22 protein-coding genes are annotated in these 21373 nt (G+C 51.3%); 20 read left to right on the top strand and 2 right to left on the bottom strand.

The features are described from left to right. Positions 1-110 precede the first annotated feature (110 nt). The 3 genes from AC0YNW_RS15315 to holA all read left to right on the top strand — a co-directional run bounded on the left by AC0YNW_RS15315 (position 111) and on the right by holA (position 2889). Positions 111-659: an RNA polymerase sigma factor gene (locus tag AC0YNW_RS15315; RefSeq protein ID WP_116045041.1), complete on the top strand. Its 549-nt coding sequence runs from the start codon at positions 111-113 to the stop codon at positions 657-659. Continuing rightward, on the top strand, positions 656-1645 hold the full coding sequence (locus AC0YNW_RS15310) for an anti-sigma factor (protein WP_475832665.1): 990 nt from the start codon (positions 656-658) through the stop codon (positions 1643-1645). Before AC0YNW_RS15315 ends, AC0YNW_RS15310 begins: the two co-directional genes overlap by 4 nt. Before the next feature lie 209 nt (positions 1646-1854). Continuing rightward, positions 1855-2889 (top strand): DNA polymerase III subunit delta, encoded by a 1035-nt coding sequence (holA, locus tag AC0YNW_RS15305; protein ID WP_475832664.1) that lies wholly within the window; start codon positions 1855-1857, stop codon positions 2887-2889. 134 nt (positions 2890-3023) lie between these two features. On the opposite strand, the gene rpsT is transcribed toward holA, so the two are convergent. Further along, positions 3024-3296 (bottom strand): 30S ribosomal protein S20, encoded by a 273-nt coding sequence (gene rpsT, locus AC0YNW_RS15300; protein WP_387474155.1) that lies wholly within the window; start codon positions 3294-3296, stop codon positions 3024-3026. Between the two features lie 267 nt (positions 3297-3563). On the opposite strand from rpsT, the gene gpr reads away from it, so the two are divergent. From gpr to AC0YNW_RS15215, 17 genes are all read left to right on the top strand, one after another. Then, on the top strand, positions 3564-4505 hold the full coding sequence (gene gpr / locus AC0YNW_RS15295; protein ID WP_387474284.1) for a GPR endopeptidase: 942 nt from the start codon (positions 3564-3566) through the stop codon (positions 4503-4505). 228 nt (positions 4506-4733) lie between these two features. Beyond that, on the top strand, positions 4734-5954 hold the full coding sequence (gene spoIIP / locus AC0YNW_RS15290) for a stage II sporulation protein P (RefSeq protein WP_475832663.1): 1221 nt from the start codon (positions 4734-4736) through the stop codon (positions 5952-5954). 6 nt (positions 5955-5960) lie between these two features. Further along, positions 5961-6347 (top strand): hypothetical protein, encoded by a 387-nt coding sequence (locus AC0YNW_RS15285; protein ID WP_475832662.1) that lies wholly within the window; start codon positions 5961-5963, stop codon positions 6345-6347. Positions 6348-6426: 79 nt separating this feature from the next. Beyond that, the gene (lepA, locus tag AC0YNW_RS15280; RefSeq protein ID WP_475832661.1) at positions 6427-8244 is read left to right on the top strand and encodes a translation elongation factor 4; all 1818 of its coding nucleotides are present in this window, start codon (positions 6427-6429) and stop codon (positions 8242-8244) included. A 75-nt stretch (positions 8245-8319) separates the two neighbouring features. Further along, complete coding sequence (gene hemW / locus AC0YNW_RS15275; protein WP_475832660.1) at positions 8320-9492, top strand: radical SAM family heme chaperone HemW; 1173 nt, start codon at positions 8320-8322, stop codon at positions 9490-9492. A 90-nt stretch (positions 9493-9582) separates the two neighbouring features. Further along, the gene (locus AC0YNW_RS15270; protein WP_387474145.1) at positions 9583-10053 is read left to right on the top strand and encodes an N-acetyltransferase; all 471 of its coding nucleotides are present in this window, start codon (positions 9583-9585) and stop codon (positions 10051-10053) included. A gap of 205 nt (positions 10054-10258) precedes the next feature. Continuing rightward, on the top strand, positions 10259-11284 hold the full coding sequence (hrcA, locus tag AC0YNW_RS15265; RefSeq protein ID WP_387474143.1) for a heat-inducible transcriptional repressor HrcA: 1026 nt from the start codon (positions 10259-10261) through the stop codon (positions 11282-11284). A gap of 67 nt (positions 11285-11351) precedes the next feature. After that, a complete protein-coding gene (grpE, locus tag AC0YNW_RS15260; protein ID WP_475832659.1) occupies positions 11352-11921 on the top strand; it encodes a nucleotide exchange factor GrpE in 570 nt (189 codons plus the stop codon). A gap of 246 nt (positions 11922-12167) precedes the next feature. Further along, the gene (gene dnaK, locus AC0YNW_RS15255; RefSeq protein ID WP_475832658.1) at positions 12168-14012 is read left to right on the top strand and encodes a molecular chaperone DnaK; all 1845 of its coding nucleotides are present in this window, start codon (positions 12168-12170) and stop codon (positions 14010-14012) included. Between the two features lie 92 nt (positions 14013-14104). Next, positions 14105-15232 (top strand): molecular chaperone DnaJ, encoded by a 1128-nt coding sequence (gene dnaJ, locus AC0YNW_RS15250; protein ID WP_475832657.1) that lies wholly within the window; start codon positions 14105-14107, stop codon positions 15230-15232. Between the two features lie 97 nt (positions 15233-15329). Beyond that, positions 15330-15488 carry a YfhD family protein gene (locus tag AC0YNW_RS15245; protein ID WP_475832656.1) on the top strand — a complete coding sequence of 53 codons (159 nt, stop codon included), beginning with the start codon at positions 15330-15332 and terminating at the stop codon, positions 15486-15488. A gap of 2 nt (positions 15489-15490) precedes the next feature. Further along, a complete protein-coding gene (locus AC0YNW_RS15240; protein WP_475832655.1) occupies positions 15491-15700 on the top strand; it encodes a hypothetical protein in 210 nt (69 codons plus the stop codon). A gap of 117 nt (positions 15701-15817) precedes the next feature. Next, positions 15818-16807 (top strand): 50S ribosomal protein L11 methyltransferase, encoded by a 990-nt coding sequence (prmA, locus tag AC0YNW_RS15235; protein WP_475832654.1) that lies wholly within the window; start codon positions 15818-15820, stop codon positions 16805-16807. Beyond that, a complete protein-coding gene (locus AC0YNW_RS15230; protein ID WP_475832653.1) occupies positions 16808-17530 on the top strand; it encodes a site-2 protease family protein in 723 nt (240 codons plus the stop codon). Between the two features lie 17 nt (positions 17531-17547). After that, complete coding sequence (locus tag AC0YNW_RS15225) at positions 17548-18342, top strand: RsmE family RNA methyltransferase (RefSeq protein WP_475832652.1); 795 nt, start codon at positions 17548-17550, stop codon at positions 18340-18342. Between the two features lie 5 nt (positions 18343-18347). Next, entirely contained in the window at positions 18348-19739 is a 1392-nt protein-coding gene (gene mtaB / locus AC0YNW_RS15220) for a tRNA (N(6)-L-threonylcarbamoyladenosine(37)-C(2))-methylthiotransferase MtaB (RefSeq protein ID WP_475832651.1), read from the top strand. A 109-nt stretch (positions 19740-19848) separates the two neighbouring features. Further along, entirely contained in the window at positions 19849-20280 is a 432-nt protein-coding gene (locus AC0YNW_RS15215; RefSeq protein ID WP_387474123.1) for an NUDIX hydrolase, read from the top strand. A 16-nt stretch (positions 20281-20296) separates the two neighbouring features. On the opposite strand, the gene AC0YNW_RS15210 is transcribed toward AC0YNW_RS15215, so the two are convergent. After that, a complete protein-coding gene (locus AC0YNW_RS15210) occupies positions 20297-21277 on the bottom strand; it encodes a Na/Pi cotransporter family protein (protein WP_475832650.1) in 981 nt (326 codons plus the stop codon). Positions 21278-21373: the final 96 nt, after the last annotated feature.

The raw sequence follows: 21373 nt of genomic DNA, 5'->3' as shown, positions 1-21373 counted from the left end.
ATGATATAAATCCATGATTTTTATTAAAAAAATAAAAAATTCGTTTTAACGACCTGCAACATTTAACGCAACCCGTCCGTCAGTAAGGTTGCAAGAGAGGAGGATCCTTCGTGGTTGAGCCCGGCCTTATTAAAGCCGCCCAATCGGGAGATCGAGACGCTTTAATTACTCTGTTGCGTGAGATTGAAACCCATGTTTATCGGACAGCCTATTATATATTAAATAACGAGCAAGACGCGATGGATGCATCGCAAGAGGCATTAATCCGCATCTATACGAAGATCGGCTCTTATGAAGAGAAGGCGCAGTTCAAGACATGGATACAGCGCATTGTAACTAACATATGCATTGACAAGTTTAGACGAAGCAAGCCTACGGTATCTATCGATGAGCATGAGATGGTATTCCGGGAGAAGCAGAACGTGGAGGACGAGGTATTATCCGCGTATGCCCTTCAGGATATTCGAAGTGCCATCGACAAGCTCCCGGAGCACCACCGTACGGTTGTCGTGCTTCGCTACTTGCAGGATTTCTCGTATAACGAAATTGCGGATTCGCTTGACCTGCCGCTTAATACGGTAAAGTCTTACTTGTTCAGGGCTAGGCAACAGCTGCAATCTTTACTCCATGATTATCAGAAAGGTGGTGTCCGGGGATGAATTGTCAAGAGGTGATGGAACTCATGCAAAGACAGCTAGATGACGATCTCAGTGACGCCGAACTGGAGGTCTTGATGAACCATACAAGACAATGTCCGGACTGTGCAGCCATGTTCGAGCGGATGAAGCAGTTATCTGCAGATCTCACTGCCTTGCCCAAGGTAACGCCCAGCTACAGCCTCGTGGATGCGATTATGCCCGAGCTGGAGAGGCTTGATCGTCTTGCCGCCAGCGCTGCGTCTCTCGCAGAACCATCATCCGTCATACCAGCGAGAGCCGCTGCTGAGCCGCGCCGCATGCCGCGCAAGAGACGCTGGACCACTTGGAGCGCTATTGGGAGTGTCGTCGCAGCGGGTGTTGTGGCCGGATTTTTTATCTTGAACGATCCTGCTGCGATCAACGACAATGCTGGAGGCAAATTGTCCTATTCGGCGGATATGCCTGCGGATTCGGAGGGAGCAACTGCGAATTTGTTCAGGCAGACAGATACGATATCAGGACAGTCTGAAATTGAATTCAGAGCCAATGAAAAAGAATCGGCACAAGGGCTGGCTGCCGAGGGGGATCACAATCCTGAAGCCGGCGGCGACGTGAGCGTCAGCGGAACGGATGTCACTGTTACCGGAAAAGGCATCGTGGCGGACAAGACGGAAGTTGTCGACCAATCTGGTACTCCAATAGAAGCTCCTGGCGAATCCGACGTTCAGAAGGAAGATCATCCTGGTCTGGGCATTGTCGCTGCCAACGCGTTCCCTTCGCCGGACGGTCGCTATGTAGCGCTGCTGGATCAGCATGCCATTTCAATTGTGTCAGCAGATGACAACAAGACGGTAATGCAGACATCCCGCAAGAACGGACAGCATACCGGGATTGCATGGTCCGATGACAGCAGCCAGCTTACGTATGAGGTGCAATTGGATCGGGGAGCTGCTGAGAAATACGTCATTGAGGCTTTGAACTGGAAGGAAAAAAAAGCAACGCATTAATTGGTGGATTCGCGCACATCCGGCCGTGATCTGCCGTATGATAGAGCAAGAGTTCAGTCTGCGACGTTACCGCGACGTCGTTAGACCATTCGCTTAGGCAGTGCCATGGAGCTGCCGGCGGGTGTTAATATAAAGACAAAGGGATGGCCAATCGATGGCTCATCCCTTTGTTGCCGTTCATTACATCATTGAAGTGGGGGAGCAAACGCATGGATGTAAAGGAAGCCGTCAAAGAAATCAAGTCCGGCAAGTTCAAGCCGGTTTATGTGCTATACGGCAAGGACCGATACCGGATGGAGCAATTCATTGGAGCGCTGACCAATGCGATGTTCCAAAGCGACGAGAGAGAAATGGGCGTCATGAAGTACGATACGTCAGAGACGCCACTGGAGGAAGCCGTTATTGAGGCGGAGTCTCCGCCATTCTTCCTGGAGCGAAAGCTGGTGCTTGTGCGAGATGCGTCGGTTATGGCAGCTGGAGGCAAGGAAAATGCGAAGCTGGAGCATCGTCCGGAGTCGTTGCTGCGCTATATCGAGTTCCCGCTTGAGACTAGCGTTATCGTTTTTGCCGTATATGCGGATAAGCTTGATGAAAGACGCAAGCTGGTCAAGGCGCTAAAGGACCGCAAAGCGCTGATCGCATTCCCCGAGCTGGATACGCCGGAGCTGATGCGCTGGATGATACGCAGGGCGTCGGAGCAGCATCGCCAATTGACGGAAGGAGCGGCGGAGCTGCTTCTATCCCGGGTCGGCGTCAATATGGGACAGCTTGCCCAAGAAGTGGACAAGCTCTGTCTGCATGCCGGTGAGGGCGGCGTTATCGAAAGAGAGACAGCCGCTATGCTTACTGCGGCTACGGTGGAAGAGGATGTGTTCGCACTGGTAGATGCCATTGCAGAGCTGCGGATCGGCAAAGCGCTTGAGCTGTACCGCCAGCTGCTTATTCGCCGGGAGGAGCCGATCAAGATCGCGGCCTTAATCGCCAGGCAGCTGCGCATCATGCTGCAGATTAAGGAGCTGGAGCAGCATCATTATTCCCCGCAGCAGATGGCCGGTCAATTGGGCCTGCATCCTTATGCGGTCAAGCTTGCAGCCGAGAAGAGCCGCAAATTCAAAACAGCTACGCTCGGACGCTTGCTGTCATCCTTGGCTGATCTGGATTACGGCATGAAGACAGGGACCATTGACAAGACGTTCGGTCTGGAGATGTACCTGCTGTCCTTAAGCGCGGATAAAGGGGCTTAGGTTCGAGCCCCTCCGAATCTGTAAGGGGACGTGACGTAACCAATCGAGAGGACAGTCAACTAACAGAATGGACATGCAAAAAGGCTTCGCCCTCTAAGAGAAGGCGAAGCCTATTGTTGTCTTGTTGAATGAGCTTACGCTTGAGCGGACAATGCGTTCAGGCGTTTAGCAAGACGGGATTTTTTGCGGGAAGCCGCATTTTTATGGATCAGGCCTTTCGTTACTGCTTTGTCCAATTTTTTCGAAGCTGTGATCAGAGCCGCTTTAGCAGCATCTACATCAGTGCCAGCGATCGCTTGGTCAGCAGTTTTAACGGCCGAACGAAGTGCGGATTTTTGGGATGCGTTCAAAGCGCGACGTTTCTCGCTTGTTTTTACGCGTTTAATCGCGGATTTAATGTTTGGCATGGATTTCACCTCCTACATGGTTCTGTGCAGAACTACAACACAACTTAAAATATATTATCATGCGACTGCCCAAAAAGCAATAGTAACCAATATGCCGAACATGGGGCGGAGCAAGGAGTTGCACTATGCAATACAAGTATGAAATTACGCCAGCTGCGAACAATAACGGGAGATTGTACATATGAAGGGAGAATCGTGGCTGTGGAGAAAGATCTTGATTTGCAGAAATTCAATGTAAGAACTGATTTGGCGCTGGAAGCCAAGGAGATGGCAGAGCTTCCCGGTTCCGGACCGATCCCGGGCATTCATTCCGATACGACGGAGGATGACGGCATCACGATTACGACGCTGCATGTGCAGAATGAGCAGGGCTCGCAAGCGATCGGCAAGATGATCGGGCAATACATTACCCTTGAGGTACCAGGATTGCGAGAAGGCGATACAAAGCTGCAAGATCGGGTGGCAACGCAATTTGCCAAGCACTTCGAGACGTTCCTGCAGCGGCTGAATATCTCCAAAGACTCCCGTGTACTAATTGTTGGTCTGGGCAATTGGAATGTAACGCCTGACGCGCTTGGGCCGCTGGTTGTCGAGAATGTGATGGTCACCAGGCATTTCTTCGAATTAATGCCGGATCAGGTTGCGCCAGGCTATCGCTCTGTCAGCGCAGTTGCGCCGGGCGTGCTAGGCATTACTGGCATAGAGTCAAGCGAGATTGTGCAGGGCATTGTCGACCGCTCAAAGCCTGATCTGATCATTGCGATTGACGCGCTGGCCTCGAAAGCCATTGAACGCGTCAATACGACCATCCAGATTGCCGACACCGGCATTCATCCCGGCTCGGGCATCGGGAACAAGCGTAAAGGGCTCACCCGTGACATATTAGGCGTGCCTGTCATTGCAATCGGGGTGCCGACTGTCGTCTATGCTTCAACGATTGTAAACAATACGTTCGAAATGATGAAGTCGCATCTGGAGAATCAGAAGGGCGATACGAATCAAATTTTTGGTCTCATGAACCAGATGGACGAGCACGAGCGGCTTCAGCTTGTTCGGGAGGTGCTGAGCCCGATCGGTCACGATCTGCTGGTCACGCCGAAGGAAGTGGATCAATTCATCGAGGATATCGCCAACATTATTGCAAGCGGACTTAACGCATCGCTGCATGATGCTGTGGATACGGATAATGTAGCTGCATACACCCATTAACGTTGTTCGTCCAGGTGTGATATTAGGGTTGTCGGAGCGAAGCGGATGCGAATGAAGCATCCGCTTCGTTTTTTTATGCTGGAATTATAAGGCGGAATCTCCTGTGAAGATTCTATGACCTAGCAGCATAGAAATCTATTGGTTCTATGAATCCTGCTTGTCTCATAGATTGATAGTAGATTAGAGCGGCATAACTATCGCGTCAGCGGATAATAGGAGGTACACAAAATGATGAATCGCAAACCAGAGTGGCTGAATCAAATGGGTGATCGCACAAAAATGAAGCATCTGCTTGTCACGGGGAGAGCCTTCTCCTTTTTATCATTGAGCTCCATGATTTTTTTTATTGTGTTAGGTGCAGCGGGTATTCTTCATCAGCAATCGACGAGCTCGCCTATCCATTCGATGAAAGGATTCTCAGCTGCGGTTTCGAGCGGTTTTTTCGGGGATATGATGGAGATGGAGATGCCTGCATTCCATAGCGGCCTGGAATCGGACTCATTCACGAACAGGGAGATCAGCACATTCCTGATGCGCACGCTGACGAGCATTAATCCGAACGATCCGTCAGGTGTCCTTTCTGCGGAGCTGCCCGGTATGCATAATGATTCCTTCCTCATTCGGAGGGGAGTAGGGACCGATACGAACAATGGTCCGCAGGATCATCTTCCTATTATCGATCCTGCAAGCGGCGCTCATGAAGACGACGAACCGCCTCTAGCGACAGAAGGACCTGAGGAAGAGCCTTCGCCAGAACCGGAGCAGTCGCCTGATCCAAAGCCGCCGGCTCCATCGGACAAGCCTGATACCGGCAAAAGCAAAGTAGCCTTTATCTACCACACCCATAATCGCGAATCATGGCTGCCGGAGCTGGAGAAGGACACGAAGGACGTCAGCTCCACGACGAAAAACATAACACTGGTAGGAAAGCGGCTGGCAGATAAGCTTGAGGAGGAAGGCATAGGCGCTCTGCACTCCGATACGGATTATCCTTCAACCGTCAAAGGCTTTAATTATGCTTACAGCTACAAATATTCCAAAAAAACGGTGAAAGAAGCGATGGCCAGCAGCGGCGATCTCAAGCTGTTCTTCGATCTTCACCGGGACTCGCAAAAACGCAAATATACGACAACCGAGATTGAAGGAACAAGCTATGCGCAAGTTTATTTTGTCATCGGCAATAAAAATCCGAATTGGAAAGAAAACGAAGCTTTTGCAACCAAGATTCATAATGCACTCGAGAAAAAGTATCCCGGTATTTCTAGGGGAATATGGGGGAAAACTACGGGTAATGCGGAGTATAACCAATCGTTGGCTCCTGAAAGCGCACTGATCGAAATCGGCGGAATCGAGAATACGCTTGAGGAATGCTACCGGACAGCAGATGCTTTGGCGGAAGTGATCTCATCGATCTATTGGGATGCGGAGAAAGTATCGGGAAAGGAGTAGACGGCCATGAAAGGTAACGCTTGGAAGTGGCTTGCGATCGGAGGCGCGATTGCGTTGCTGGTCATGTTCGGACTTGAGATGTCGAATACGGGGATTGAGCGCATCTACGGCCCGATCGACGGCGAGGAGTATACAGTCGGATCCGGCACGGCTGAATATGTAACGGAGACGGACAAGCGAATTGCCGAGCTGGAGCGGGAGCTTGAAGAAATCCGGCGTATCGCATACGGCAACGGTTATGAGGGAGAGGGAACACGCTTGCCGGGCATGCCAAGCGAGAATGGCCAGCCGGCTGTCAACAAGCTTGCCGATTCGACATCCGGTCTGCTGCAATCAGCATCCAGCAAGGGCATTCGCTTTGTTGTGGGTCTGTTCGACGGCTGGATGAACTAAACCTTCATTGCTGACATTCCTTCGAACTGGTATAATAGGAGGAATGATTGGAATTATTGGAATGTGTGGGGGCTCAAGCATGACTGACGTTCGTGACCGGCAGAAGAAAATAAGAAATTTTTCCATTATCGCTCATATTGACCATGGCAAGTCAACGCTTGCGGACCGGATATTGGAATTTACCGGAGCATTAAGCTCTAGAGAAATGCAGGCGCAGGTTCTGGACAAGATGGATCTGGAGCGTGAACGTGGCATTACGATCAAGCTTCAGGCGGTTCGTCTCAGCTACCGTGCCGACGATGGCGAGGAATATTTGCTCAATCTGATTGACACGCCTGGGCATGTCGACTTTACATACGAAGTGTCACGAAGCATGGCTGCATGCGAAGGTGCGCTTCTCGTAGTTGACGCAGCGCAAGGGATTGAAGCCCAGACGCTGGCCAACGTATATCTGGCGCTCGACAATAATCTCGAAGTGCTGCCCGTCATTAACAAGATCGACCTTCCGAGCGCCGAGCCGGATCGGGTGAAGCAAGAGATCGAAGATGTGATTGGACTGGACGCAAGCGATGCAGTACACGCTTCGGCCAAAGCCGGTATCGGCATTAAAGAAATATTGGAGCAAGTCGTAACAAAGGTGCCCGCACCTAACGGCGATCCGGACCAGCCTTTGAAGGCACTTATATTCGATTCTCACTATGATGCATACAAAGGCGTAATTGTCTATGTCCGCGTCGTTGACGGGCACATCCGCGCAGGCAAGAAGATCAGATTTATGGCGACGGGGGCAGAGTTCGAAGTCATCGAGGTAGGTGTGTTCAAGCCGAGCATGACAATTGTAGACGAACTGTCCGTTGGGGACGTTGGTTTTGTTGTCGCAGGCATCAAGAACGTGAAGGATACACGCGTAGGCGATACGGTGACCGATGCGAAGCGTCCGGCGCCTGAGCCGCTTCCAGGCTATCGCCGGATCAATCCGATGGTTTACTGCGGTCTCTATCCGATTGAGACGCAGGACTACAATGACCTTCGGGATGCGCTTGAGAAGCTCGAGCTGAACGACGCATCACTCCGTTACGAGCCGGAGTCTTCCACGGCACTCGGCTTCGGATTCCGCTGCGGATTCCTCGGACTGCTGCATATGGAGATTATCCAGGAACGCATCGAGCGTGAGTTCAATATCCCGCTCATCACTACCGCGCCAAGCGTTATCTATAAAGTTACGTTGACGAACGGCGATACGATGGATATCGATAACCCGTCCAACTACCCGGAATCGGGCAAGCTGGATTATGTGGAGGAGCCGTACGTAAAGGCTTCCATCATCGTGCCGAACGATTATGTAGGCACAATCATGGAGCTTTGCCAAGGCAAACGCGGCGACTTCATCAATATGGAGTATCTGGATGCGAACCGTGTCACGATTACGTACGATATGCCGCTGTCGGAGATCGTATATGACTTTTTCGACCAATTGAAGTCCAGAACAAAAGGTTATGCTTCATTCGACTATGAGCTGTCGGGTTACCGCAAGTCGAGCCTCGTGAAGATGGACATCATGCTGAACAGCGAGCAAGTCGATGCCTTGTCGGTTATCGTTCACCGGGATAAGGCTTATCATCGCGGACGGCTAATTTGTGAGAAGATGAAGGAGCTTATTCCGCGCCAGATGTTCGAGGTGCCGGTACAGGCATCCATTGGCACCAAGGTTATCGCGCGCGAAACCGTCAAGGCGATGCGCAAAAACGTTCTTGCCAAGTGTTATGGCGGCGATATCAGCCGGAAGCGCAAGCTGCTTGAGAAGCAGAAGGAAGGCAAGAAGCGGATGAAGCAGGTAGGCAGCGTCGAGGTTCCGCAAGAAGCATTTATGGCGGTTCTGAAAATCGACGAAGATTAAACGATACGTTAAATACGTTCACGGGGGAGAGCGAACGCTCTCCTTCGTTTTTTGTAGAAGGAAGGAGAGAGCAGGATGAACAGATTGCAAGCGGCTCCGAAGGCGCTTTATATACACATTCCTTTCTGTACGAACAAATGTCATTATTGCGATTTTACCTCTTATATTCTGAAGGGACAGCCTGTCGATCAATACCTGGATGCGCTGGAGGAGGAGATGAAGCGAACGGTAGCTTCGCTTCCGCCGGAGCGCATTGAGACGGTGTTCGTAGGCGGAGGCACGCCGACCGTATTGACTCCTCCGCAGATGGAGCGGTTTTTGCAAGCGGTGTTCAAGCATTTCCCTATTGCGGATGATGCAGAAGTGACGATGGAGGCCAATCCGGGTACAACGGATCTCGAAAAGCTTCAGGCGATGCGCAGCGGCGGTGTGAACAGGATCAGCTTTGGGGTCCAATCCTTTGACAATGGGTTGCTGGAGCGAATCGGCAGAATCCATAATGTGGACGATGTCTATCTTAGCTTGGACAATGCGCGCAAAGCGGGGTTCGATAATTTGTCGATCGACCTCATGTTTGGCTTGCCGGGACAGACGCTGGAGCATCTGTCCGACAGTGTAGACCGTGCGATGGCGCTTGGTTTGCCACACTATTCGCTGTACAGCCTGAAGGTGGAAGAGAACACGCTGTTCCATAAGCTGTATGAGCGTAACGAGCTCCCGCTGCCTCCTGAGGAAGAGGAGTTCAACATGTTTCTTCTATTAATGAAGAAGCTGAAGGAAAACGGCTACCGCCATTACGAGATCAGTAACTTTGCCAAGCCGGGTTACGAGAGCCGGCATAATTCCACGTACTGGCGCAATGAGCCTTATTACGGGCTTGGCGCTGGAGCCCATGGCTACGCCCGGGGAACACGACATGTCAATCTGAAGGGCGTACAGCCTTATATTGAGGCTAACCGCGAACGATTGCCGCGGCTTGAGGTGTACGATATTCCGGAAGCTGAAGCGATGGAAGACTTTATGATGGTTGGCTTAAGGCTGCTTGAAGGGGTTAAGACGTCCAAGTTTGCAGAGCAATTCCCGGGACACAAGCTGGAGGAACGCTTTGGTCCAATCATCCATAAACTGCTTGGCAGCAAGCTGCTGGAACGACTGGAGATGGATGGCGATACCGTGTATCGACTGACTGATCAGGGTGTTCTACTGGGCAATGAAGTGTTCGGCGCCTTTATTACCGTAGAGGGATAAATTCCGCTTGTGTATTAATACGTTTTGATGTATATTTATTCATATTCAAAACGAACATTGAATCGGGAACATGCGGGGGTGGAGGCAGTTATGCAAGCAGTGGAAGTGTTATGCAGGACAGCAACGACGGATGATGTGGAGACGTTATATCAATTAATTCAGGGTTATGCCGACAAGGGTGTTATGCTGCCTCGATCACGCGAAGTTCTGGCCCATTTAGTAGATACATTCGTGGTAGCGGAAATAGGCAAAGAGGTTGTCGGCTGTGGGGCGCTTACCAAGCTTGGCGACAACTTGGTGGAGATCCGGTCGCTAGGCATTACGGATGGATACAAGAGCCTTGGTATCGGCAGCAAGCTGGTCGATAAGCTGCTGGAGCAAGCCAAAGAACAAGGCATTACGAAAGTAATGGCGCTGACGTATGCCGTGCCTTTCTTCGAACGGAACGGATTTCAGATTGTGGAGAAAGAAATTTTTCCGGAGAAGGTATGGAGAGATTGCGTGAACTGCCCGAAACAGCATGCATGCGACGAGATTGCTGTACTCAGGGAATTGGCGTAAACGTACTGAAATCATGGAATGATTGAATAATCGATTCTATAAAAAATAAAGTTCAATTGAAAATGTTAGCTGAAAAATACCGAACCGACTTGACAATGACAAAGCTGGTTTGGTATTTTTGTATTAGTGATTAGCACTCATTGGAGTTGAGTGCTAACGATGGGTCAACAGAGGGATAGTGGATTACAAACGGGGAGGAATTGGAATGCTTACGGATCGACAACGTATGATATTGCATGCCATCGTAGATGATTATATTCGTTCGGCTGAACCTGTTGGTTCGCGAAGCATATCCAAGCGTGGCGACGTCGCGTTCAGTCCGGCTACAATCCGGAATGAAATGGCGGACCTGGAGGAGCTGGGTTTCCTGGAGCAGCCCCATACGTCCGCAGGCCGAGTGCCTTCCACCAAAGGCTATCGCTATTATGTTGATCATTTGATTCAGCTTAAGGAAATGAAGGAAGATGATCTTGGCTTTGTGCGGTCATTCGTCACAGAGAAAATGAGCCAGATGGAGCAGGTCATTCAGCAAGCAGCGACTGTCCTGTCGAGCTTGACCAACTACACGTCGATCCTGCTCGGACCGGAGCTGTTCCATACGTCTTTGAAGCATTTTGGGCTAGTTCCACTTAATGCGTCGTCTGCAGTTGCAATTATCGTAACTAATACAGGCCATGTGGAGAATCGTACCATAACGGTTCCGCCGGAGCTGAATATGGACGATATGCAGAAGGTCGTCAACATTCTGAATACAAAGCTGGTCGGCGTACCGCTTGTTCGTCTCAAGGCGAAGCTGTATAGCGAGGTCGGTCAGGAGCTGGAGCGTCATGTCGATCATTATGAAAGCTTGATCAGCGTGCTGGACAGCGCGCTTCAGAACGATGACGAGCAGCGCGTATTCATGAGCGGCGCGACGAATATGCTGACTCAGCCCGAATTCAAGGATGTCGACAAGGTGAAGACGATCCTGGATTTGCTGGATGAGACGCCCACCATTATGAAAATGTTCTCTTCTCTCCCTTCCGGAATACAAGTGAGGATCGGAACAGAAAATGACCATAAGGCAATCAGCGATTGCAGCTTGATTACGGCAACGTATTCCATTGATGGGGAATCGCTTGGCACAATCGGCATCTTGGGCCCCACACGAATGGAGTATGGCAAAGTGATAAGCATGCTTGACTTAATATCCAAAGATATGAGCGTCTTGCTTAGCCGGTGGTATAGATAAGATCCATGGAATTGCTTAGTGGATTTTCTTTGCTGCAAGAAGGCAATTTTATGAGGAGGTGAAACAAATGAGTGCAAAAGAAACACATAACGAAACAACGGATACCGTATTAGACGAGGCTGTTGAAACTCAGAATGGGGCCGAGGAAAGCGCTCAGACGGAAGAAGCGAACACAGAGGGGACAGAGGACCCGCGTTACGCTGAACTGGAGAAGCAAGCCGAGGAATCGCAACAGCGTTACTTACGCGTACAAGCGGACTTTGACAACTTCCGCCGCCGCACAATGAAAGAAAAAGAAGAACTGGCACAATACGCATCTATGAAGCTGATCGAGCAACTGCTTCCGGTTGTAGATAACTTCGAACGCGCGATTGCCGCATCCAGCGCCAATAGTGATTATGAATCGTTAGCTAAAGGCGTGGATATGATATTCCGCCAGCTTAGCCAAACGCTGGATTCGGAAGGTTTGAAGCCGATTAATGCGGTAGGCGAGCCGTTCAATCCGGAATTCCACCAAGCGATCATGCAGGTGGAAAGCGATGAGTATGAAGAAGGCATCGTCGTAGAAGAAGTACAGAAGGGCTATATGCTCAAGGAGAAAGTGCTTCGTCCTGCGATGGTTAAAGTTAGCGGCTAACGAGCTGCGACGCTATAGATGAAGAATTCAAAACTTTAAGTTAATGCTTACGAAGTAAGTTTGCTTCACACCGCTAATCGCGGCTCCAATCACAAAACTTTAGAAGATGCTTACGAAGTAAGCTTTGCTTTAACCCGCTAATCGCGGCTCCAATCACAAAACTTTAGATGATGCTTACGAAGCAAGTTTGCTTCAATAAACGAAATATTCGTTTATAAAATCACAAACTTTTTAGGAGGATAAACCATGAGCAAAGTTATCGGTATTGACCTGGGTACTACGAACTCTTGCGTAGCCGTTATGGAAGGCGGCGAAGCAGTTGTTATTCCAAATCCGGAAGGCAACCGTACGACGCCGTCCGTTGTCGGCTTCAAGAAAGACGGAGAGCGCGTTGTCGGCGAGACGGCAAAACGCCAGGCGATCACGAATCCAGATCGCACAATCATCTCGATCAAACGCCATATGGGTACCAACCATAAGGAGAAAATCGACGATAAAGAATTTACGCCGCAAGAAATTTCGGCAATTGTACTGCAAAAGCTGAAAGCTGACGCTGAAGCCTATTTGGGTCAGACGGTTACACAAGCGGTTATTACGGTTCCGGCTTACTTCAACGACAGCCAACGTCAAGCGACAAAAGATGCGGGCAAAATCGCTGGTCTTGAAGTTCTGCGTATCGTCAACGAACCAACTGCTGCAGCGCTTGCATATGGTATGGAGAAATCCGAAGACCAAACGATTCTTGTCTATGACCTTGGCGGCGGCACATTCGACGTGTCCATTCTGGAACTGGGCGACGGCTTCTTCGAAGTAAAAGCGACTAGCGGCGACAACAAGCTGGGTGGCGACGACTTCGACCAAGTCATCATTGATTACCTGGCAGCTGAATTCAAGAAAGATCAAGGCATCGACCTTTCCAAAGATAAAGCAGCTGTACAGCGTCTAAAAGATGCGGCTGAGAAAGCGAAAAAAGAGCTTTCTGGCGTTATGACTTCTACTATTTCTTTGCCGTTCATCACGATGGTTGACGGGGTGCCTCAGCACTTGGAGATGAACCTGACTCGTGCAAAATTCGAAGAATTGTCCGCGGCTCTCGTAGAGCGCACGCTGGGCCCGACTCGTCAGGCTTTGAGCGATGCCGGCATGACTGCAAATGACATCGATAGAATCGTACTTGTAGGCGGTTCGACTCGTATTCCAGCTGTACAAGAAGCCGTGAAGAAACTTACAGGCAAAGATCCGCATAAAGGCGTTAACCCTGATGAAGTGGTTGCCCTTGGCGCAGCTGTTCAAGCTGGCGTATTGACTGGTGATGTGAAGGATGTCGTTCTCCTTGATGTAACGCCTCTATCGCTCGGAATCGAGACAGCAGGCGGTGTGTTCACGAAGATGATCGACCGCAATACGACCATTCCGACAAGCAAATCGCAAGTGTTCTCCACTTATGCTGACAATCAGCCAGGTGTTGAGATTCACGTCTTGCAAGGCGAGCGCTCCATGGCGGCAGGCAACAAAACGCTTGGTCGCTTCACACTCAGCGATATTCCGCCAGCACCGCGCGGCGTGCCTCAAATCGAAGTCACATTCGATATTGATGCGAACGGTATCGTTAACGTATCTGCTCTGGATAAGGGCACTGGCAAGAGCCAAAAAATCACAATCACATCTTCAGGCGGCTTGAGCGAAGCCGATATTGAACAAATGATGAAGGACGCCGAGCTGAATGCAGAAGATGACCGCAAGCGCAAAGAGCTAGTTGAAGCGAAAAACGCGGCGGATCAACTCGTGTATTCCACGGATAAAACGTTGAAGGACCTTGGCGACAAAGTGGATGCTTCCGAGATCGAAAAAGCGAACGCGGCGAAAGAAAAAGTAACAGCAGCGCTTGCTACGGATGATCTGGAGCAAATCAATGCGGCTACTGCCGAGCTGACGGAAATCGTACAGCAGCTGTCTGTTAAGCTGTATGAGCAAGCTTCTCAAGAAGCAGGCGCAGATCAAGGCGCGCCTGAAGGCGATGCAGCGGGTACAAGAGGCAAGGACAATGTAGTTGACGCAGACTACGAAGTTGTCGACGATAACAAGAAGTAAGAACAACTGGCGAGGGGTCAAAGAGGGGCTTGCCCTGTCTTTGACCTCCTTTCGTGCGTCAATACAATAAATGGTAGCGGGGGTGAGATCGGATGGCTAACAAACGCGATTATTATGAAGTGCTGGGTGTCGGCAAGGATGCCTCCGCGGAAGATATTAAGAAATCATACCGCAAGCTTGCCAGGCAATATCATCCCGATGTGAACAAGGCGGATGATGCAGAAACGAAGTTCAAGGAAGTGAAGGAAGCGTATGACGTGCTGAGCGACGACGGCAAACGGTCGACCTATGACCAGTATGGACATGTCGATCCGAACCAAGGCATGGGTGGAGCAGGCGGCGCGGATTTTGGCGGCTTTGGCGATATCTTCGATATGTTCTTTGGCGGAGGCGGCGGGCGCCGCGATCCGAATGCGCCGCAGCGCGGCAACGATCTTCAATATACGATGACGGTGGAATTCAAGGAAGCCGTCTTCGGCAAGGAAACAGAGATTACGATTCCGAGAACGGAATCTTGCGATACTTGTCACGGCTCCGGCGCCAAACCAGGCACGAAACCTGAGACATGCTCGACATGTCGGGGAAGCGGACAACAAGAGGTTGTGCAAAATACGCCATTCGGCAGGATGGTCAACCGCCGGGCGTGTACGAATTGTTCCGGTACGGGACGCATTATCCGCGACAAATGCGGAACTTGTCATGGCGCAGGGAAAGTCAAAAAGCAACGGCGTATTAAAGTCAACATTCCTGCTGGTGTGGATGACGGTGCGCAAATCCGCATGTCCGGCGAAGGTGAAGGCGGCCTCAGAGGCGGACCAGCGGGTGATCTGTACATTGTGCTTCGTGTGAAGTCCCATGAGTTCTTCGAGCGCGAGGGCGATGATATTTATTGCGAAGTGCCGCTGACGTTCGTTCAAGCTGCGTTGGGTGATGAGATCGAGATTCCTACGCTGACAGAGAAGGTTAAGCTGAAGATTCCTGCCGGCACTCAGACGGGTACGTACTTCAGGCTTAAGGGCAAAGGCGTGCCGAAGCTTAGGGGTTATGGGACGGGCGATCAGCACGTCAAGGTAACGATTGTAACGCCTACTAGTCTGACCGATGATCAGAAGGATTTGCTTCGTCAGTTTGCCGGATTGTCCGGTGAATCGACTAGCGAGCAAGGCGAACATCATGAGTCGATTTTCGATAAAATGAAAAAGGCGTTCCGCGGCGAATAGCGCGGAACGTTTTTTTGTGCATAGATTCACTTCCGGCCACGCATGCTAAAGCGGTGAAAAACGAAATCGCATAATGGATGAGAAGGAGTGATTCAGCATGACCAATGAACAAAATGAGCTGGAAAATGTTAATTTCGGCCAGCTGCCTACCGGTAAAAACGAAGATGTGGAATTCTCGGAGGAGCTTGCCGACGAAGCGGACCGTAAGGCCCAGCAGCGTGCGAAGGAAGCGGACGAGCGGGCGCAGGAGCTATAAACATGTCAACTGTAGAAATTCATGCATCATTCCAAGACGAGCAGTCTGCCATGGAGGCGTTACATAAGCTGCAGGCGCTTCGTGTTGTCGACGTAGACGGCCTGTATGCGCAAGGGCGCCTTACTGCAACGATCGAGGATACGTTAGCGGACCGTGCAATAAGGTTGATCGAACAAGTTGGCGGGAGCATAACGTCAGGGCAGCAAGATTGACTAAATGGAGAAATGACGCAAGAAGCAGACCGCTTTTTGCGTCATTTTTTTGTGCATCGCCCTGAGATTGGTGTACAATAGAGGATAGGCATTTTTGATATTTGGGAGGCATTACATATGAAATGGCATGAAATCACAATAGGTACAACTGAAGAAGCGACGGAGATGATCTCTAACTTCTTGCATGAAATGGGAGCGGGAGGCGTATCGATCGAGGAGTCCGGCACTTTGAACAAGCCGCGCGACACGTCCCTGGGACAATGGTACGAGCTGCCGCTTAACGATATTCCGGAAGGCCAGGCAGTAATTAAAGGATATTTCCCTGAAGGAACAGATACAGTTGAACTGATTGCCGCCCTTAAGCCAAGGGTTGAGGAACTGAAAGAATTCGATATTGATACAGGCGTTGTGACATATGAAGCCATTGAAGTGGACGATGAGGACTGGGCTACGGCTTGGAAGCAATACTTCAAGCCGCTTCGGGTATCGGATACGTTGACAATCAAGCCTACTTGGGAAGAGTACGAGGCCGGAGAAGGAGAACGGATTATCGAGCTTGATCCCGGCATGGCTTTCGGTACGGGCACGCATCCGACGACCGCGCTATGTTTGCAGACGCTGGAATCCGTCGTCAAGGGCGGCGAAGAAATGATCGATGTCGGAACTGGTTCCGGCATTCTCGCAATTGGAGCATGCCGTTTAGGTGTGAAGGGTGTGCTTGCACTTGATCTGGACCCGGTTGCGGTATCCAGTGCGACAGAAAACGTACGTCTGAACAGCTTGTCCGATCAAGTGGAAGTCAAGCTTAGCGATTTGCTTGGCGTACTGAAGGCCGGCGAAGCTGCTTCCGATGGAGCCAGCGGGTTGCGCGTGACTGTACCGGTCGATCTGGTCGTAGCCAACATACTGGCCGAGATTATCCTGCTCTTCATCGACGATGTCTATCAATCGCTGAAGCCGGGCGGAATCTATATTGCTTCTGGAGTGTACAAAAATAAAGAGACGGATGTGGAGGAAGGCTTGATCGCTTCCGGCTTCCGCATCGTCGAAAAACGCCGCGACGAGGACTGGATTGCCTTTGTTGCGGAAAAACCGCAGGAGGGATAAATGGAGCGATTTTTATGGTTTCCCCTTGAAGACCTGCCGTTTATAGTGATCGTGCTTATGCTCGTATTTACAGTCCATGAGTTCGCACATGCTTACAGTGCATACAAATTCGGGGATGATACGGCCTACAAGGAAGGCAGAGTAACGCTTAACCCCATGGTGCATCTGGACTTGTTTGGCTCTATCCTGCTTCTGGTGGCCGGTTTCGGCTGGGCCAAGCCGGTGCCCGTCAACACAAGCAAGTTCAAAAATCGCCGCTTAATGAGCATCATCGTCTCGGCCGTTGGTCCGCTCAGCAATTTGCTGATGGCCTTTGTCGGGATGTTGATTTTCTACATTTTGCATGAAACAGGTCTGCTGTATTCCGCTTCGCATGGCGTATATATGGCGCTTGTCCATTTCTTTTGGTATTTAATTATTATTAACTTGCTTTTGTTCGTCTTTAACTTTATTCCGCTGCCTCCGCTAGACGGCTACCGCATTGTAGCCGAATTGCTGCCGATGCGCATTCGTTACAAGATCGAACAAAATATTCATTGGGCGATGATTATCTTTTTGCTGTTTGTTTTCATTCCGCCGCTGCGCGCGGTGACGCTCGATCCGATTTTGAGCCTGCAAGGGCCGATTTTCTTAGGACTCATTAATTTCTTTGACGGCATCTTCTCGCCGCTTAATTGGTATGACATTGCAATGGATTTCAGTGGTCAAAACATGCTAAGATGAAGGATGGATTTACGTCTATGCAACGATATTTTGTAGCGCCGGAGCAGTTCAGGGACGGCGTCATTACGATAACGGGCGAGGACGCCCATCATGCAGCGCGGGTTATGCGCATGAAGGCGGATGACCAATTGATCGCATGCGACGGCTCCGGCCGTTCGGCTCTTGCGGTTGTGCGCGAGGCAACTCCCCAGGAAGTGAAAGCGGAAGTGCTGGAGCTGCTTGCTCCGGACAGCGAGCCGGCATGGGCAGTCACGATCGCCCAGAGCTTGCCTAAGGGCGACAAGATGGAGCTGGTGATTCAGAAAGGGACGGAGATTGGAGCGGTTGCGTTCCTTCCGTTCGAATCAGAGCGGATGATCGTCCAGTACGATGCCAAGAAGGAAGCGAAGCGGCTGGAGCGCTGGAGCAAGATCGCGAAGGAAGCTGCGGAGCAGTCGCATCGTCACCGCATTCCGTCTATCCTGCCGCTTGCAAGCTGGAAGAAGCTGCTTGCTGGCATCCCGGAATACGATCTGGCTCTGTTTTGCTATGAGCGCGAAGGTGATCGCGCGCATGGACAGGGCATTGGAGACGTTGTCCGGGCATGGAAGCGGGAGCGTGAAGAGGAAACGGAATCCGCAAGCGGAAAGGAGCCTTCGATCCTGCTGATCGTCGGTTCCGAAGGCGGCTTCACAGAGCGCGAAGCGGAGGAGGCGCAGGCGGCCGGGGCAAGATTGGCCGGACTGGGCAAGCGAATATTAAGGACGGAGACGGCGGGGCTGGTTGGCTTGACCTGCCTGCTATATGAATCTGGAGAAATGGGAGGAGCGTGACCACTATGCCAACAGTCGCGTTTTATACACTGGGCTGCAAAGTAAACTTCTACGATACGGAAGCGATTTGGCAGTTATTCAAAAATGAGGGATACGAGCAGGTTGATTTTGAGACGACCACGGCGGACGTCTATTTGATCAATACATGCACCGTTACGAATACAGGAGACAAGAAGAGCCGTCAAATTATCCGGAGAGCGATCAGACGCAATCCGGACGCAATTATTGCGGTAACAGGCTGCTACGCGCAGACATCTCCTGCAGAAATTATGGCTATTGAGGGTGTCGATCTTGTCATTGGCACGCAAGACCGGGACAAGATTATGACGTTCGTGAAGCAAATTCAGGATGACCGCAAGCCGGTCAATGCCGTGCGCAATATTATGAAGACACGCAGTTTCGAGGAGCTGGATGTGCCGGATTTTGCGGAACGCACGCGTGCCTTCCTGAAAATTCAAGAAGGCTGCAACAACTTCTGTACGTTCTGCATCATTCCGTGGTCGCGCGGCCTGTCGCGCAGCCGTGAGCCACAGAGCGTGCTTGAGCAAGCGAAGGCGCTTGTGGCTGCGGGCTATAAGGAGATCGTTCTGACGGGCATTCATACCGGCGGATATGGCGACGAAATGGAAAATTACAATTTGACGAGCTTGCTATGGGATCTGGACAAAATCGAAGGTTTGGAGCGTATTCGGATCAGCTCGATCGAAGCGAGCCAGATTGACGACGCCATGATTGAAGTGCTGAACCGTTCCAGCAAAATGTGCCGTCATCTGCATATTCCGCTTCAAGCAGGAGAGAATTCCGTGCTTAAGCGGATGCGCCGGAAATATACAACGGAGCAATTCGCCGAGAAGATTAAGCGCCTGCATGAGGCGATGCCGGGCGTTGCCATTACGACGGACGTCATTGTCGGATTCCCGGGCGAGACGGATGAGATGTTCGAAGAGGGCTTCCGTTTCATGGAGGAGCTGAAATTCGCAGAGATGCATGTCTTCCCTTACTCCAAGAGAACAGGTACGCCAGCAGCACGCATGGACGACCAGGTGGATGAAGAAGTCAAAAACGAGCGCGTCCACAAACTGATCGATCTGTCCGAGAAGATGCAGCTGGAGTATGCGCAGCAATATGTCGGCACTGTGCTGGACGTGATTCCGGAGCGCGAATACAAAGGCGCGCCTGGCGAAGGTCTTGTCATGGGCTATACAGACAATTACCTGCAAGTCATCTTCGACGGCACGGAGGAGATGATCGGACAGCTATGCCGCGTGAAAGTAACGGAAGCGGGAGTGAATGAGTGCCGCGGCCAGTTCTTGCGCGTATTGGATTCCAGACTGACTTCTCAGGAGCAGGAGACGGAATCCTTTGTCTATGAGCGTCCAGAGGCGCTGCGAGCTTAACGATGAGATTATAGCGGGATTCCCTATTCTTTTTACGTTAGAGGGTGAAAAGATGAAGGAATCCTTTGCTGCATATACTAATGCGTAAATGTTGCTAGGGGGAATAGACATGTTGGAAATTTCAGCGGGTGGAGTCGTGTTCCGCCACAATGAGCAAGGACTGCTCCAAATTCAGCTCATTCAGGACCGTTACGGCAAAGTGTCGCTTCCGAAGGGCAAGATGGAAGCAGGCGAGACGGTAGAGCAGACCGCTCTCCGGGAGATTGCCGAAGAAACCGGGCTGGAAGGCAAAATCGTCGCCCCGATCGACCAAATCAAATACCAGTACGAGCATGCCGAATACGGTACAGTGAACAAAGAAGTTCATTATTATCTTGTCGAAGCAGTTGGCGGCAAGCATCAGGCGCAGGTGGAGGAAATTCGCGGCGTCGATTGGTTCGAGCCGATGGAAGCATGGCGCCGCCAAAAGCAATCCGGCTATGACAACAATCACCGGATTGTGGCAGGCGCACTGCAGCTTCTTGGATTGTCCGTCCATTGACCGCTGAGCTACCCGTTTAACGAAGCTCAATCGTATCGAGACGACGCCATGCCCTCATATAGCACAGCGGAAGTGCCAGCACGGAGCAAGCGATGTTGAAGATCGTTTGGGCATGTGCAATCTGCGAGGCTGGAGAATGAGACAGCCAGTCGGATACAGCGGTCAGCTCGCTGATAAGCGGCAGGAACAGAAGCGCACCGCCTATGTTCAGAATCGTATGGGCATAAGCAACGTATTGTCCGGATCTGGAGCCGCCGATGGAGGCGAGCAGTGCGGTTACGCATGTACCGATATTGGCTCCAAGTACAAGGGCAACGCCCAGCTCCGGCGGCATGGCGCCGATGGTGACGAAACCCATCACGAGCCCGATGACGGCGGCGCTGCTATGAATAGCGGCGGTCAATATGGCTCCGGCGGCCAGTCCCCACCATACGCCGGTGACGGCTTTATCGATGAACCAGTCGAACATGGCGCTTTCTTGAACGGCCGGTCCGATCGTCTGCATAAGCGTTAAGCCGGCCAGCAGCAGCCCGAATCCGCATACTGCGACAGCGGCAGAACGAACCGGCTCCAGCCAGCGCGGATTGCCAAGCCGCGGCCAAATTCTCACTTCGCCTAATAGCGCAGTGAGGAGCCATACGGCAATGGAAGCCGTCAGCAGCGGGGTAGACAGCGACTGAATATTGAGGCCGATCAGCTCCGTTGTTAGACAAGTGCCGATGTTGGTGCCCAGAATTATGCCTAGCGTACGCGGGAATGAGAGAAGTCCGGCGTTTACGAGGCCGATAGAGATGACAGTGACGGCGGTGCTGCTCTGTAAAAACGCGGTCGATACGGTACCGACTGCAAGACCGTGCAGCGGTGTTTTGGTCGTACGCTGCAGCGCTTGAGAGAGATAGGGGCCTGCAAGCCGGTGCAGGGCAAGCTCCATCAGCTTCATGCCGCACATAAAGACGGCAAAACCGAGCAGCACAGGTACGACAATGGATTGAATCATGTCCAGGCTCTCCTTCTGCATGCTGAGAATTGATATAGTTATGGTTATGCCGCAAGCGAGACAGGCATGACAAGCCTTATACATAGAGAGGACGAC

The organism is Paenibacillus sp. J31R120 (assembly GCF_056269225.1).
Note: the sequence above shows the minus strand (reverse complement) of the source record. Positions and strands in the feature narration are given on the sequence as shown.